Source organism: Streptomyces nodosus (assembly GCF_008704995.1).
Lineage (GTDB): Bacteria > Actinomycetota > Actinomycetes > Streptomycetales > Streptomycetaceae > Streptomyces > Streptomyces nodosus.
Window position 1 is genome coordinate 1236598 of record NZ_CP023747.1, and the last position, 15507, is coordinate 1252104.

General features: G+C 73.7%; 9 protein-coding genes. 5 read left to right on the forward strand and 4 right to left on the reverse strand.

Going from position 1 to position 15507, the window contains the following annotated elements; genetic code table 11:
- Nucleotides 1-131 precede the first annotated feature (131 nt).
- The 3 genes from CP978_RS05535 (at nucleotide 132) to CP978_RS05545 (ending at nucleotide 7267) form a co-directional block, all read left to right on the forward strand.
- Nucleotides 132-3428 carry an FtsX-like permease family protein gene (locus tag CP978_RS05535; protein WP_242647126.1) on the forward strand — a complete coding sequence of 1099 codons (3297 nt, stop codon included), beginning with the start codon at nucleotides 132-134 and terminating at the stop codon, nucleotides 3426-3428.
- A 1-nt stretch (nucleotide 3429) separates the two neighbouring features.
- Nucleotides 3430-6189, forward strand: a complete 2760-nt coding sequence (locus CP978_RS05540; protein WP_043438026.1) for an FtsX-like permease family protein — start codon at nucleotides 3430-3432, stop codon at nucleotides 6187-6189.
- Between the two features lie 121 nt (nucleotides 6190-6310).
- Nucleotides 6311-7267 (forward strand): ABC transporter ATP-binding protein, encoded by a 957-nt coding sequence (locus CP978_RS05545; protein WP_043438028.1) that lies wholly within the window; start codon nucleotides 6311-6313, stop codon nucleotides 7265-7267.
- A gap of 18 nt (nucleotides 7268-7285) precedes the next feature.
- Here CP978_RS05545 and CP978_RS05550 read toward each other — a convergent pair whose 3' ends face one another.
- A complete protein-coding gene (locus CP978_RS05550; protein WP_043438030.1) occupies nucleotides 7286-7987 on the reverse strand; it encodes an ABC transporter ATP-binding protein in 702 nt (233 codons plus the stop codon).
- Nucleotides 7988-8256: 269 nt separating this feature from the next.
- On the opposite strand from CP978_RS05550, the gene CP978_RS05555 reads away from it, so the two are divergent.
- Nucleotides 8257-10110: a hypothetical protein gene (locus CP978_RS05555; RefSeq protein ID WP_043438032.1), complete on the forward strand. Its 1854-nt coding sequence runs from the start codon at nucleotides 8257-8259 to the stop codon at nucleotides 10108-10110.
- On the opposite strand, the gene CP978_RS05560 is transcribed toward CP978_RS05555, so the two are convergent.
- Nucleotides 10107-12545 carry an ATP-binding protein gene (locus tag CP978_RS05560; protein ID WP_249044196.1) on the reverse strand — a complete coding sequence of 813 codons (2439 nt, stop codon included), beginning with the start codon at nucleotides 12543-12545 and terminating at the stop codon, nucleotides 10107-10109. The two genes, CP978_RS05555 and CP978_RS05560, sit on opposite strands and share 4 nt — an antisense overlap.
- 393 nt (nucleotides 12546-12938) lie before the next feature.
- Here CP978_RS05560 and CP978_RS05565 point away from each other — a divergent pair, with 393 nt between their 5' ends.
- On the forward strand, nucleotides 12939-14363 hold the full coding sequence (locus tag CP978_RS05565; RefSeq protein WP_043438037.1) for an FAD-dependent oxidoreductase: 1425 nt from the start codon (nucleotides 12939-12941) through the stop codon (nucleotides 14361-14363).
- A 17-nt stretch (nucleotides 14364-14380) separates the two neighbouring features.
- Here CP978_RS05565 and CP978_RS05570 read toward each other — a convergent pair whose 3' ends face one another.
- A complete protein-coding gene (locus tag CP978_RS05570) occupies nucleotides 14381-14902 on the reverse strand; it encodes a DinB family protein (protein ID WP_043438039.1) in 522 nt (173 codons plus the stop codon).
- A gap of 41 nt (nucleotides 14903-14943) precedes the next feature.
- A complete protein-coding gene (locus tag CP978_RS05575; RefSeq protein ID WP_227745330.1) occupies nucleotides 14944-15402 on the reverse strand; it encodes an ATP-binding protein in 459 nt (152 codons plus the stop codon).
- Nucleotides 15403-15507: the final 105 nt, after the last annotated feature.

Below are 15507 nucleotides of genomic sequence, written 5' to 3' on the forward strand. Positions count from 1 at the left end.
CAGGGAGCGTCGGTTTCCGGTCACAATCCGGTCAAGCCCGCTTCTCCCTCGCTTACCCCCACTGCACCCGGTCTGACAACATCACCGGGAGGTCGGGGCAAGAGTGACAGCGGAGGCTTGGGGGAAGCCGGGTGACGACGTACGGGGGGCGTTTCGGGCTGCGTTCGGGGCGTGCCACGCTCGTCCTGGCGAGGGCGCGGGCGCATCGCCCGCTGATCACCGCCGCGCTCGTCACCGTCCTGCTGACCACGACCGTGCTGGCGGCCCTGGCCGCGTACTCGACCGCGCTCGGCGACGCGGCCCTGCGCCACTCGCTGGCCCAGCGGCGCAACGCCGGCGATGCCGCGCTGGTCGTCAAGGCCGAAGTGGCGGCCGATCGTCGCCGGGCCGCCGACACCGCCGTACGCGACGGAGCGCGCCGTACCTTCGACGGGCTGCCGGTGACCGTGCGGACGCTGGTGCGCTCCGGCCCGTACGCCCTGCCCGCGACCAGCCGGGCCGGAACCGCCCGGCCCGGCGACAAGCCCGACCTCACGCACTTCGCGGCGCTCGACTCCACGCAGGTGCGGCTCAGTGAGGGACGTCTGCCCCGCGCGGGCACGCCGAACGTCGAGGTGGCGATACCCGAGACCGCCGCGCGGCGGCTGCGGCTGGCGCCGGGCGCCCGGCTCACCGTCACCGACCGGCTCGACGGGCCGCCCGTGCGGATCCTCGTCACCGGCGTGTACCGGCCCACCGAACCGGCCTCCCCCTACTGGCTGCTGGACGATCTGGGCGGACGGGGCGTACAGACGTCCTCCTTCACCACCTACGGCCCCCTGCTGACGGCGCCCTCCGTCGTCACCGGCGGCCGGGTGAGCGAGGGACCGTCGGCGTGGCTCGCCTCCGCCGACTTCGCCCGCCTCACCGCCGACCGCATCGACGCCCTGCGCACCTCCGCGCGCACCGGACCGGCCGCCCTGCTCAAGCTGCCCACCGGGGACGGCAGCGAGGGCGGGACGACCGCGAGCACCGCTCTCCCCGAGGTCCTCGACCGGGTCGAGCGCTCCCTGCTCGTCTCCCGCTCCACCCTCCTGGTCGTCGCCCTCCAGCTCGCCCTGCTCGCGGCCTGCGCGCTGCTGCTCGTGGCCCGGCTGCTCGCCGCCGAACGTACCGGCGAGACCCGGCTGCTGCGCGCCCGTGGCGCTTCCCGCACCGCCCTCGCCGGCCTCGCCGCCCGGGAGGCGCTGCTGCTGGCCGGCCCCGCGCTGCTGATCGCCCCGCTGCTTGCAGGCCCGCTGATCCGCCTGCTGGCAGCGCGGGGGGCGCTGGCCCGGCTCGGACTGGAGCTGGAGGTGCCTGCCGGCGGACGGCTCGGGGTGTGGCTGACGGCGGCCGGCGTGGCGCTGGGGTGCGCGCTGGCGGTGACCCTGCCGGCGGTCGCGCCGACCGGGTTCCGCAGCTCCCGCGCCCGCGCCCTGCCCGCTCCGCTGCGGGCCGGGGCGGACCTGGGGCTGTCGGCGGTGGCCGGGGTCGCCTACTGGCAGCTCGACCGCCGCACCTCGGGCGCGGTGAGCGCGGACACGGCCGGCGCCCTGGGCATCGACCCGCTGCTGGTCGCCGCGCCCGCCCTCGCGCTGCTGGCCGGCGCGGTCCTGACATTGCGTCTGCTGCCGTGGGCCGCCCGGCTCGCCGAGCGCCGGGCGACGGGCGGGCGGGGGCTGACCGCGGCGCTGGCCGGCTGGCAGCTCAGCCGCCGCCCGGGGCGCGGTGCGGGTGCCCTGCTGCTGCTCGTCCTGGCCGTCGCGCTCGGCGTACTGGCGATCGGCCAGGGCTCGTCCTGGGAACGCTCGCAGAGCGACCAGGCCGACTTCGCGGCGGGCGCATCGGTGCGGGTCCTGGGCGCCGGCGAGAGCGAGCTCGGCCGTACGCAGGACTACGCGGCCGTGCCCCATGTGCGCGAGGCCGCCCCCGCCGTGCGGACGACCGTGCCGCTGTCCGGCGACCGCACGGCGACGGTGCTGGCGCTGGACACCGCGCACGCGGCGGACACCGTCCTGCTGCGCCCCGACCTGGCGCCCGCCCCGGCCGATCGGCTGCTGGCGGGGCTGGGCCCGTCGGGTGAGTCGGCGGGTGCGCGCGTGCCCGCGGGGGCGACCCGGCTGACGCTGACGGCGACCCTGCTCGGTTCGGTGCGGGGCACGGAGACCGTGGCGACCGTGACCCAGACGCTGGAGGACGACCACGGCGTCCCCTACCCGTTGCCGTCCGGTCGCCTCCCCGCCGACGGGCGCCCGCACACGTTGACTGCCGAACTGCCGGGCAACCACGGCCCGTTGACGTTCACCGGGGTGCAGCTCGTGCTGCCCGTGCCGTCCGGCCACGCGGAACAGCACACCCTGACCCTCGACGCCCTGACCGTGACGACCGTCGCCGGCACGGCACAGCAGGTGCCCCTGCCGGCGTCCTGGACGGCGGCCTCCGACACCGCCGAGCGGGGCTCGGCCGACCCCGGAGCCTCGCCGACCCGCCCGCGCGTCCGCGCCGCCGCGCACCCGGCCGTGGTGTACGGCACGGGCTACGTCCCGTCCGACCAGCCCCGGCTCAAGGCGTCACTGAACCTGCGCATGCAGGTGACACAGCCCAGGACCACCGAGGTGGCCGCGCTCGCCACCGACCGCTTCCTCGCATCCGCCGGCGCCCGACCCGGTCAGACGATGGACATCGCCTTCGAGGGGCAGAACCTGCCCGTGCGGATCGTGCGTGCTGTACGGCAGCTGCCGACGGCCCGGGGCGGGGAGGGGGTGGGCGACGGCGGCGCCGTGCTCGTCGATCTGCACGCCGTGAACCGGGTCCTCCAGGCGCGCTACGGTGCCGCCCTCGCGCCCACCGAGTGGTGGCTGCGGCCGGACTCGCCCTCGGACGGCGCGGGCGTCGCCACCGCTCTGCGCTCCCGGCCCGACCTCGATCCCGGGCAGATCGTCGTGCGCGACGAGATCGCCGCCGAACTGCGCGACGACCCGTTCGGGGCGGGCCCGGAGACCGCGCTCACCGCGGCGGCCGGGGCGGCGGCGGTGCTGGCCGCGCTCGGGTTCTCGGTGAGCACGGCCGGGGCGCTGCGGGAGCGGAACGCCGAGTTCGCGATCCTGCGTGCCCTGGGCGCCCCACGCCGCCGGCTGGCCCGAGCCGTCGCCGCCGAGCACGGCGTCCTGGTCGCGCTGGCGCTGGCCGTGGGCACGGGCCTGGGCATCGCCCTGACCCGCGCGGTGCTGCCGCTCATCGTCCTGACCGGCGAGGCCGCCCGCCCGGTGCCGGATCTGCTGGTGGTACTGCCGCCACTGCGGGTGGCCGCCCTGCTGGCGGCCGTGGCCGCCGTCCCGGTCGTCGTGGTGGCGCTGTCGGCAGTGCGACAGGCCGATCCGGTCCAGGTGCTGCGGGAGGGGGAGTGACATGGTGATCCAGTCCAGGCGTGCGGAACGTACCGCTGCCCCCTGGGTCCGTACCCGTCTGCGGTCGGCCCCCGGTGCCGCTCTCGCCCTCGCGCTGCTGGTGGCGGTGACCGCCTGCCTGGCCGCCGCGTTCCCGCGCGCGCTGGAGCGATACGAGGACGAGGGCCTGCGCCACTCGGTCGAACAGGTGCCCCACTTCCGGAGCGTCGTCGGTCTGTACGCCCCGGCGCCCCCGCCGAACCTGCCGCAGGACCAGCGCGAGCACGCGCTGCGGCCCGCCACCGTGAAGCGCCAGTACGACAGCGTCCTCGGCACGGTACGGCGCCCCTTCGTCCCCGACCGCGGCCAGTCGTCGTACGGCGTGGCCACGTCCGTCAACCAGGAGGTGCCCGACCGCTGGCTGCCCCGGCCGAGCGGGCTGCCCGCCCGGGTCGCCCTCGTCGCGCAGGCGGGCCTGGCCGACCACGCACGGCCGGTCGAAGGCCGTCTGCCGCGCGCGTCCGGCACGGTCACCGCGACGACGCCCGAGGTGGAGGCGGCGGTCAGCGCGGACACCGCCAAGGCCCTGCGTATCAAGGTGGGGTCGGTCCTGCACGTCCCCGGTGCGGGTCGGGACGCGCTCGCCGTCCGGGTCACCGGCATCGTCGCCCCGCGCGACCGGGACGGCGCCTACTGGGCGACGGACACCCTGCTGCGCACGCCCGTGCTGACGCGGGTGACGCCCGTCGACCCGGACTCGCCCCGATACTGGCTCGGCTCCCTGCTGCTGCCGTCCGAGGCCGCCCCCGCGCTCCTGGGCACCGAGGGGCGGCCCTACCGCTACTGGCGGCTGGCCCCCGACCCGGACACCCTGCACCACCGTGACCTGAGCGCCCTCAAGTCCGCGCTCGCCGCCCTGGTGTCGGGCCCCGGCCTCCAGCAGGTGCGCACAGCCACCGACCCCCTCACGAACGCCGGCACCGAGCTCGACGAGGTGCTCGCCTCCTACTCCCGCCTGCGCTCCGGTGTCTCCGTGCTGATCTCGGTCGCGGCGATCGGCAGCGGTACGGTCGCCGCCGTCGTCCTGGCGATGGCGGGCGGCCTGGCCGCCGACCGCCGCCGCACCGAACTGGCCCTGCTGCGCGCCCGCGGTGCCTCGCTGCCGGGCCTCGCCGCCCGGCTGCTCGCGGAGACGGCGGTGGTCGCCGTCCCGGCCGGGGCGCTCGGCCTGGCCGTGGCGGTGCGGGCCCTCCCCGGTGCCCGGGCCCTGCCCGCCGTACTGGCCGCCCTCGCGGTCACGGTGGTCGCCTGCGTCGTCCTCCCGCTGCGCGCAGCGGCCGCCCACCGGCTCGTCCGCGTCTTCGCGCTCCGCCAGGACGTGACGTCCGTACGACCGTCCCGGCGACGTACGGTCGCGGAGCTGACGCTGGTGACGGTGACCGTCGGCGCAGTGGTGACCCTGCGCCGACAGGGCACGTCCGGCGGGTCCGGCGATCAGCTGGTCTCGGCGGCGCCCGTGCTGGTGGGGGTGATCGCCGCGCTGCTGCTGGTCCGCCTCTACCCCCTTCCCCTGCGTGGCCTGGCCGGCCCGACGGGGCGGCTGCGCGGTGTGGTGAGCCATCTGTCCCTGGCCCGGGCCGGCCGCAGTTCCGCCTCCGCCGTGCTGCCGCTGCTGGCCCTGCTCACCGCTCTCACCACGGCCTCGTTCGGCGGCTCGGTCCTGGCGGGCATCAGCGAGGCCCGGGACCACTCGGCGCTGCTCGCCGTCGGGGCCGACGCCCGGCTGGAACCGGCGGGGGATTCCCTGCCCGCGGGGCTGACCGACCGGGTGCGCCGGGTCTCCGGCGTGCGGGACGTGGCGGCGGTGAGTGTCGCGTACCGGGCGAAGCCGAACGACGGGCTCCGCTCGGTGCCGGTGGTGGGCGTGGATCCCGGCGGCTACGCGGAGCTGACGAGGCGGACGGGGCTCGGTGCCTTCTCCGAAGGAGTGTTGAAGAAGAGCCGGGGTGGCCCGGGGGCCGGCGCCGTGCTGCCCGCCGTGGCCTCCCCGAGCGTGGCGAACGCTCATGGCTCGGCTGCGTTCCCCGTCAGCATGGAGGACGGCAGCAGTGTGACCGTACGTATCGTCCTCGTCCGGGACGTCACTCCGGCGGTGACCGGCGCCGACTTCCTGGTGGTGGACCGCGCCGGCCTCAGCGCCACGGCGGCCAAGCCGACGGCGCTGCTGGTGACGGGCCCGCAAGCGAACGGCCGTGCCCTGCGCGAGGCGGCCGGGGACACGGTGTCGGTCAGCCTCCGCGCCGACGAGAGAGCCCGGTACGTCGACTCCCCCCTCCAGTCCGGTGTGGAGGACCTCTACACGGTGGCGGTCGCGGCAGGCGCCGGCTACGCCGTGCTCGCGCTCCTCCTGTCACTGCTGCGTGCCGCTCCCGAGCGCATCGCGCTGCTCGCCCGCCTGCGCACCATGGGCCTCACCCGCCCGCAGGGCCGCCGGCTGCTGGTCCTGGAGTCCCTGCCCCAGGCCGTGCTCGCCGCGGCGGGCGGGATCCTGACCGGCTGGGCCGCGACCCTCGTGCTCTCCCCCGGCGTGGACCTGACGGCAGTGGCTCTGCCGCCCTCGGTCGCTCCCCCGGGGCGGGCCCCGCTGCACACCGACGCCTGGTCGCTGGCGGTGCCGGCGCTGGCCGTGGTGGCGGTGACGGTGGGAATCGCCTGCGTACAGGCGTGGTGGGCAGGGCGGAGAGGTGCGGTGCGGGAGTTGAGAGCGGGTGACGCGAGGTGAGTGGGGCAGCGCACCTCGGCGCCCGGCCCCGGGGGCTCCGGTCATGGCACCGGACCGGGGTTCCGGCGATTCCGGCCCCTGAACCCGGCCGGCTGCGGCCCCTCGTCGACCAAGGAGCGCGATGACGACCGATCCCACCCTCGCCGAACTGACCGGCAAGGCGACCGCCACCCGCACCCGGCCCGCCTACGGCCACGACGCCCTCATCACCTGCGACCGTCTGGTCCGTATCTTCTCGGCGGACGACGTGGAGGTGCAGGCCCTCCAGGGCCTCGACCTGCTCGTCCGGGAGGGTGAACTCATGGCCCTGGTGGGCGCCTCGGGCAGCGGCAAGTCCACCCTGATGAACATCCTGGCCGGCCTGGACACCCCCACCGCCGGGGCGGCCCGGGTGGCCGGGCACGACCTGCTGACCATGACCGCGAAGGACCGGCTGCACTACCGGCGCAAGGTGGTCGGCTTCATCTGGCAGCAGACCTCCCGCAATCTCCTGCCGTATCTCACCGCGGCCCAGAACATCACCCTGCCCCTCCAGCTGGCGGGCGAGCGACGCCGCTCCCGAGCCCGCACCGAACGAGCCCTGGAACTCCTGGAGTTGCTCGAGGTCGCCGACTGCCGGGACCGCCGCCCGCATCAGATGTCCGGCGGTCAGCAGCAGCGGGTCGCCATCGCCGTGGCCCTCGCCTGCGACCCGGCGGTGCTGCTCGCCGACGAACCCACCGGAGAGCTCGACTCCCACACCGCCCAGCAGATCTTCGCCGCCTTCCGCACGGCGAACGAGGAACTGGGCACCACCATCGTCATCGTCACCCATGACCGCGCCGTGGCCACCGAGGTCCGCCGCACGGTCGCCATCCGCGACGGGCGCACCTCCACGGAGGTCCTGCGCCGCAGCGAGGTCGACGAGACCACCGGCCACGAAACGCTGGTGGCCCGCGAGTACGCGATGCTCGACCGCGCGGGCCGCCTCCAGCTGCCCGCCGAGTACACCAGCGCGCTGGGCATGCGCGACCGGGTGGCGCTGGATCTGGAGGAGGACCACATCACCGTATGGCCGGACGACATCGGACACACCTGATCGCCGGCCAGGCTCGGCTTACTCCCCGGTCTCGTCCCGGATCTCCCCGTCACGCAGTTCCAGCACCCGGTCGGCCAGGTCGAGCAGCGTCGCGTCATGGGTGGCCACCAGGGCGGTGACCTGTTCGCTGCGCACGACCGCCCGTAGCAGTTCCATCACGGCGTGGCCGGTCTCCGCGTCGAGCTGACCGGTGGGCTCGTCGGCGATCAGCAACGAGGGGTTGTTGGCCAGGGCACGGGCGATGGCGACCCGCTGCTGCTGGCCGCCGGAGAGCTCGCCGGGCCGCTGGGCCGCATGATCGGCGAGGCCCACCAGCGACAGCAGCAGCTCGACTCGCTCCTCGCGCTCCCGTACGCCGGCCCGGCGCATGCGCATCGGCACACCCACGTTCTCCGCGGCCGTCAGGACCGGGATGAGACCGAAGGACTGGAAGACGAAACCGATCCGGTCCCGGCGCAGCGCCAGCAGGCCGTCCTCGCCGAGCTCCGACAGGTCCATGCCGTCCACGGTGACCCGGCCCTGGTCCGGTGCGTCGAGCCCTCCGACGATGTTCAGCAGGGTGGTCTTCCCCGAGCCCGAGCGGCCCTTGAGCGCAACGAGCTCACCGCGGGGGATGTCCAGGGAGACGCCGCGCAGCGCACGGACGGCGGCGGCTCCCCGGCCGTACGACTTGTGAACCTTCTCGACGCGCACCATGGTCCCGGTGACGACCTGGTTCATCATGTCCTCCCTTGATCCCCGTGGGCCGGGCGCCAGTATCGCGGCCTTCCCCCCGGCCCTCAATGCCTCGGTGTCCTGTGCTGCGCCGGGGGTTGAGTGCGGCAAGCGGGTCCTGCGGGTCGAAGCTGTGTTCATGAGTCACGGCCCTGGCGCAACTTCTCCTACTGCGACGGGTCACGCCGCGGGCCGCGGCAGGGCGGCTCGGTAGCATCGAGCCGGGCAGCGGAGGAAACCAGTCGGTCGGGCCGGAACGGGAAAACGCGCAAGTGATGACAGGTGGGGCGGCACGGGCGGCGAGGCTGCGCGTGCCGGTGGGCACGGACGCGGAGCGCTGGGCCACCCGTGCGGGCTGTCGTCGCGTGCTGCTCGTCGTGCACAACGTCACGTCCGCGACCCGGCTGCTGGACATACTCCCCCTGTTCGACGGTGACGTCCGCCTGCAACTGTTCGTCACCTGCACGGGTTCATCGCCGTTCCTCGCAGGAATACCGGAGCTGTTCGCGCAGATGGGGCTGCCGGTGCTTTCTTGGGAGCAGGCGAAGGAGACGTCGTTCGACCTTGCCGTGTCAGCGAGCTACGGCGGTGAACTGGGCGCGATCCGGGGTGATTTGGCCGTCCTGTCACATGGTGTGGGTTATAATAAAAAGCTCGCAACACCGGACACCGGACACCGGACACCGGACACCGGACACCGGACACCGGACACCGGACACCGGACACCGGTCTTCGGGTTGTCGCGGGAGTGGCTCCTGGATGAGGGGCGTCCGATCGCCACCGCCACCGTGCTGTCGCATCCCGAGCAGTTGGAGAGGCTGCGCGAGTCCTGTCCGGAGGCCGCGCCCACCGCGGTTCTCGCGGGAGACCCGTGTTACGACCGTATCCTCGCGGCTCTCCCCCAGCGCGAGCGCTTCCGTCGTGCCCTCGGCGTGGCACCGGGCCAGAAGCTGATCGTCGTCAGTTCGACCTGGTCGTCGCGTTCCCTCTTCGGCTCCACCGCCGCGGGTGGCGAGGGTGCGGTGCCGAGCGCGGAGGACCTGCTTCCCTGGCTGCTGTCGCGCCTGTCCGCGGAACTGCCGGCCGACGAGTACCGGACGACCGCCGTCCTGCACCCCAACATCTGGTACGGACACGGTTCCGGGCAGGTCAGAGCGTGGCTGGAGAACGCCCGGCGGGCCGGTCTCGACGCTGTCCCGCCTCTCGACGGATGGCGGCAGGCCCTGATCGCGGCCGACTGTGTGCTGGGGGACCACTCCAGCGTCACCTACTACGCCGCGTCCATCGGCGTCCCCGTCCTCCTCGGGGCGTTTCCGCACGAAGCCCTCGACCCACGCTCCCCGGTGGCCGCACTCGGACGCATGGCTCCTCGTCTGTCACGCCGGGAAGGTCTGCGCGCACAGATCGACCGGGTGATCGCGTCCCACGCACCAGGGCGCTATGCGGAACTGGCGGAGCAGGCCAGTTCCTCCCCAGGAGAATCGGCCACGCTTCTGCGCCGCCTCTTCTACCGCCTCATGGCCGTCCCGGAGCCCGAAGGCACCCCCGCGCTGCTCGACCCACTGCCCCTGCCGCCCTTTGAACCCGCCCGCCGGACCGCCCCCGTCCGGGTGTTCGCCCGGGTCGCCGACACGGATCAGCCGGAGATCTCCGTCGTCCGTCACGCCGTCGTCGGCGACAGCCCCGAGCCGGCGGAGTACGAGGGACGGGCGGCATGGGCCGACACCGCGCACACGGTGGTGGACGAGGAAACACGGGAGACCAGTCGGCTGCGCATCGCGGACGTCGTCCTGCGCCACGCGGCCGAGCACGACCCGCGCCTCGGCCCGCCCGGTGTCTGGACGTCGGAGGCACTCGCGCGGTACCCGTACTGCGGCTTGGTCGCCTATGTCGACGGGCTGGACCGTTGTGTCGTACGGACCCGTCGGGGAGAGCTCGTACGGTTGACCGCCGCCGCGGGCCCGGACGGACGGCCCGACCTGTGTGATCCCGCGGCCTACGCCTCCGCGTTCTACGCCTGGATCACGAGCGGCAGGAGCGTGGCAGGGGCCGCTCCGGAGATCACCGTACGCACCGGTGACACCGCGCACCGGGTCACGGTCGAACTGCTCTCGCCGTCCTCCGTCTAGACGGGACGGCCCGCTGCCTCCTCCAGTTCGGCCAGCCTCGCCCGTACGCGGTCGGCCCCGGCCCGGTCGCCGTTCTCCTCGTAGTACGCGGCAGCGGTGCGGAGGTCCTCCGTCTCCTCCGCCGGGCGGTGCGACAGGCGATGGCACCTGGCCCTCAGTTCCAGGGCGTCGGCATGTTGGAGGGCCGCGCCTTCGGTCTCCATCGTCTCCACGGCCTTGTCCAGGCACACCCGTGCGAGGTCCGGGTCTCCCGCGTCCAGATGGGCCTCGCCCAGACTCATGTAGACACGGCCTTCGTTGTAGGTATCGCCCCCACCGGGCAGCCGGCGAAAGCGTGCCAGCGCGTCGTTCAGCTGGGCGAAGGCCGCCGTGAAGTTCCGCTGCCGGGCCTGTGCTCGGCCGATGTGGTGCTCCAGCAGGGCCGTCGCCCGGGGCACGTCCCGCCAGCCGTCGTCGCCTTCGCGGATCCGCCGCAGGATCTCCCGGGCCTCCTCGAAGCCGCGCTGGGCCTCTCCGTGACGCCAGAGTTTCAGGCGGAGGAGTCCCAGGGCCTCCACCGCGCTCGCCTCCCCGCGACGATGACCGCAGTCCCGGTCCGCGGAGACGGCCTGTTCAAGGGCTTCCTCGGCGTCATGGGCCTGGCCGAGTCCGATGTACCCGAAGGCGAGTTGCACCAGCATGCGGCCCACCGCGCGCCGGTCGCCGAATTCCGCGGCACAGCGCCGGGCGGCCTCGACCCCGCGCAGATGGGTGTCGACCCACTGCGCATGGAAACCGAGCATGAGGTGGAGACCCCACATGGCCTCGCACAACTGCCATACGAGCTCGTCGAAGCCGTGATGCTCGGCCGCCTGGACGACGGCGGCGAGGTTCTCCCGCTCGCGACGCAGTTCCGCCAGAGCGAGTCTGCCGTCGGCCGGGTCGCGACGGTCCGGCAAGGTGAGTCCCGTATAGGCGGGGCCGAGGCGCCACCGTAGGGGCAGCACGCGGAAGTCCGCGCCCGCCGCGAAACGCAGATACCCGACCGCGACCCGGCGGACCGCGGCGGCCATGACTCCGGGCCCGTCCTCGGCGATCGCGCGTTCGCGCGCATACGCCCGGGCCAGGTCGTGGAACCGGTAGCGCTCCTCCCCGACCTCCTCCAGCAGATGGACCCGGGCCAACTGCTCCAGCAGTTCCCGGGCCTCGTCCTCGTCGACGCCCGCGGCGTGTGCGGCGCACAGCACAGTCACCGTCGGCCAGGACCAGACCGCCAGGGCGCGGTAGAAGGCGGCGCACTCGGGGGTGAGTTCGCCATACGTCATCTCCTGTGCGAGCCGCACGGGATCGGCGGGGTCTTCCCGAGGGTGCTCCCCCATGGGGACTCCTGTCTGCCGTCGGCCGTGGATCCGGTCGGACAGCTGTTGTGCCACACGGTCCCAGGAAAGGTGTTCCCGCACGGCAAGGCCGGCACCCGTGGTGCATACGGCGAGGGGGATGCCGCCGGTCCCCTCCGCTACGGCCCGCACGGCCTCGTCCGGAGCAGCCGACCGCTCGCGCCCGGCGATACGCCTGAGCAGCAGGACGGAGTCCGCGGTCGACAGCGGCCGCAGCGTGAACGGGTGTGCCCCGTGCTCGGCCACGAGGCGGCTGAGCCGGTGCCTGCTGGTCACCAGGACCAGGCACCCCGGTGAGGCAGGGAGCAGCGGCAGCACCTGAGCGTCGTCATGGGCGTTGTCGAGTACGACGATCATGCGCCGGTCGGCGGTGCAGTCCCGGAACAGATCCCGCTGGCGTGCCTCGTCGCCCGGCACCATGGCGGGCGGCACCCCCAGCCGCTCCAAAAAGCGGGCAAGCACATCGGAGGGCGTCAGGGCCGTGCCCGCGGACGCGCCTGCCAGGTCGACGAAGAGGGTCCCGTCGGGGAACCGTTCACGGAGTTCGTGAGCGCACTGGACGACGGCGGCGGTCTTGCCGATACCGCCGGGCCCGGTGAGGGCGGCGACGGTCGGTGCGCCCGGCGGGCGGTCCGCGTCGTCGAGCAGGGCCCTGATCCAGTCGGCCACCTCCTCCCGGTCGGTGAACACCGCCGTGGTGGGAGGCAGCATCTGCGGACGGGAGGCCCCGTGCGCCACGGCGGGGACCGCGCGCGGTGCCAGCCATGACGCCTCCCGGACCCACTCCCCCAACTCACGGGCGAAATCCGGTGAGGTACGGGCGAGTTCCACGAGCCGTGACGCCGCCGCCGTCCGCTCCTGGTCCGTGACGGGCAGCACGAGGCGCTGCCCGTCTCCTGCCGCACCGGTGACCGCGCTCCCGGGCTCGGCGGGTGCTCGGTCGAGCAGTCGGTAGAGCCGCTCCGAGGTCCGCCTGCCCATCTCGCCGCCCGCGCCGGACAGGGCTCCTGAAGCGACCGTGCCGACAGCTGAGAGCACCATGTCCATCAACGGTTCCACGCAGGACTCCCCCGAACTCGCTGTGGCCGCCATCGTATCGACAGGCCCGGGCGGCGGGCAGGAACAACCGGCCTCGGTCGGAGCAGCGGCAGCAAGTTCGGCCTGATGTCTCGTCCGCCCACAACTCCCGTCGCCGCATGGTGAGTCGGGGGTCGAGCCCATGGAGAGCGGCCCCTCTCGTACGGCGGCGGGAGCCGTCCGCAAACGGCTGATATCAAGGAGGCGCGCCGGTAAGGTGCAACGCGCGCAGGGGTGATCAACGCACCCTCGGTGAACAGGGCTTGAAGCCATCGGAGTTGCTCGGTCCAGGCAGGGGGAAGAGGCGACGCACGGCCTCGGTGCCCGCCCGGACCGTCTGCATCACCCGGCGCCCCTGGAAGGAAGCAGTCCGCCATGACCAGAGCCTCACGCCGCACCCCCGCCCGTGTGGTCGTCGTCGGGGGCGGCATCGCCGGTATGCTCGCCGCGGCCGCCGTCAAGGACCACGTCGATTCCGTCGAGATCGTCGAGGCCCATGCGCTGCCCGAGGGGCCCGAGCCGCGCACCGGTGTCCCCCAAGCCGCCCACACCCACTTCCTTCAGACCGGCGGCGCCGAGGCGATCGAGAGTCTGCTTCCCGGCACCGTCGACCGGCTGCTGACCGCGGGCGCCCACCGCATACCGGTCACCACAAACATGGTGATCTACTCTCCCGAGGGCTGGTACCGCCGCTGGCAGCGCGCCACCCACCAGGTGATCAGCGCAAGCCGGGACCTGATCGACTTCATCGTCCGCGAACAGGTCCTCAAGGACCCCCGGGTCGGTGTGCGGACACACACCAAAGTCGTCGCGCTCCTCGGCGACCACCGCGCCGTCACGGGCGTACGGGTCCGCACCCCCGACGGCGTGGAAGCCGAACTGCCCGCCGACCTGGTCGTCGACGCCTCCGGCCGGGCCACACGCGCACCCGGGTGGCTCGCCCGGCTGGGCGTCACCGGACTCACGGAGGAGCACATCGACTCCGGCCTGGTCTACGCCAGCCGGATCTACCGGGCCCCCGTCCCCACCAGCGGCTGGCCCGTGATCGGTGTGCAGGCCGACCCGCGTCTGCCCCGACCGGGCAGCTCGGGCACCATCCTGCCGATCGAGGGCGACCGCTGGCACGTCAGCCTGATGGGCTCCCCCGGCGGCCACCCCACCCGGGACCCGGACGCCTTCGAGCCCTTCGCCCGTACCCTGCGCCACCCCCTCCTGGCCGACCTGCTGGCACACGCCGAACCACTCACCGACGTCAGCGTCACCCACAGCACCGGCAACCGGCGTCACCGCTACGAGCGGCTCACCCACCGGCCGGAGGGCCTGCTGGCACTCGGGGACTCGGTCGCGGCCTTCAACCCCGTGTACGCACAGGGCATTTCGGTGGCCGCGCAAGGTGCCGTCGCCCTGCGCGAGGCGCTCGCCACCGGCCCGGCCCACCACGCCCAGCGCGCCATCGCCCGCCCCATCGACCATGCGTGGGCCCTTGCCACCAGGCAGGACATCCACTTCCCCACCACCAAGGGCAGGACCCCGAACCTCGCCGACCGCCTGCTGCACCGCTATGTCAGCCGCCTGTCCCGCACCGCGACGGGCTCCTTCCACGCCGCCACGGCCCTGACCGACGTACTGGCCCTCCAGGCTCCGCCCACCACACTCGTCCACCCCCGCGTACTCCTGACCGCCCTCCTCGGCCCCCACCGCCCACCCCTCGACGGCCCCCCGCTCACACCGTCCGAACGCGCCCTGCTCGACGGCCTGAACGGGCCTGCGGGAACCCCCGGCCGACGGCACGCCGACTGAGGCGGCCCTTTGCCCCCTCAGGTCAGCACCAGCCACCGCCGTCCGTCGATGAGCTCCCGGGCCGCATCCAGATGCCCGGCATGGCACGCGGTCTCGGTGATGACGTGCAGCAGGACGTCGCGCAGGGTGTGGAGATGCGGCTCACCGAACAGCTGACGCGGCCACCAGACCGGCGCGGCCTCGGCGGGAGTCGCGGCAATGACGGCATCGGCAAGCTCCGCCTCCCGGCGGTACCGGTCGAGGACCTCCACCGCAGTCACCTCAGGGCCCACTCGCCAGGCGTCGTCCCCGCTCCCCAGTCCTCGGACGACCTCCTCGTCCCCGGCGACGACCGCACGGAACCAGAACCGTTCGACATCGAGCGCGAGATGCTGCACCAGCCCCAGACAGTGCCATCCGGACGGCAGCACGGGCCGCCGCAGCGGCTCCTCCCCCAGCCCGTCAAGAATGCCTAGAACGTGACGCCGCTGCTCGCCGAGAAACCCGAGGAGCGCCGTGATCTCAGGGTCCGGAGTCGTTCCGCTCGTCTCTTCGCTCATGACCGACCAGGATGCCTGAAGCCACGTGGTCTCAGTGGCTCTCAGAGGCTCCCGAGAGAAACCTCCGCCCAGGTGGTCTTGGTGTACTCGTCGATGACGGTGCATCCCCAACGATCCGCGTAGGCCTGGACGAGGAGCAGTCCGCGGCCCGATGCCGCGTCGGCGGGCGGGGGCACAGATACCTGGGGAAGGCACTCGGGGCGGGTGTCCGTCACCTCGATCCGCAGGCCGTGCGGCAGGAGGAGCAGGGCCAGCCAGAAATCGCGGCCGGGGAGGCTGCCGTGGCGGATCGCGTTGGACGCCAGCTCGGCCGTGACGAGGGCGACGGTTCGTGCGGGTTCGGAATCGTGCGGGAGGCCGGTCCAGTCGGTGAACTGCTGGGTGGCGAGGTGCCGCGCGAGCCGGGCGCCTCGTCTGGTGCTGCTGAGGCGAAGGGTTCGCTCGTGGTGGGCGCGGATGCGGAGTGGTGCGGTCTCGTAAGGGAACTGATGCTGTGTCACGGTGCCAGCGTGGGCGAGCGCGTGCGCCGCTGACCAGGCACGACGGCCGTACGTCGCACCGGTCGTACGGAGAGGGCGGTGCGCTGACGCCCTGGTTGTACGGGG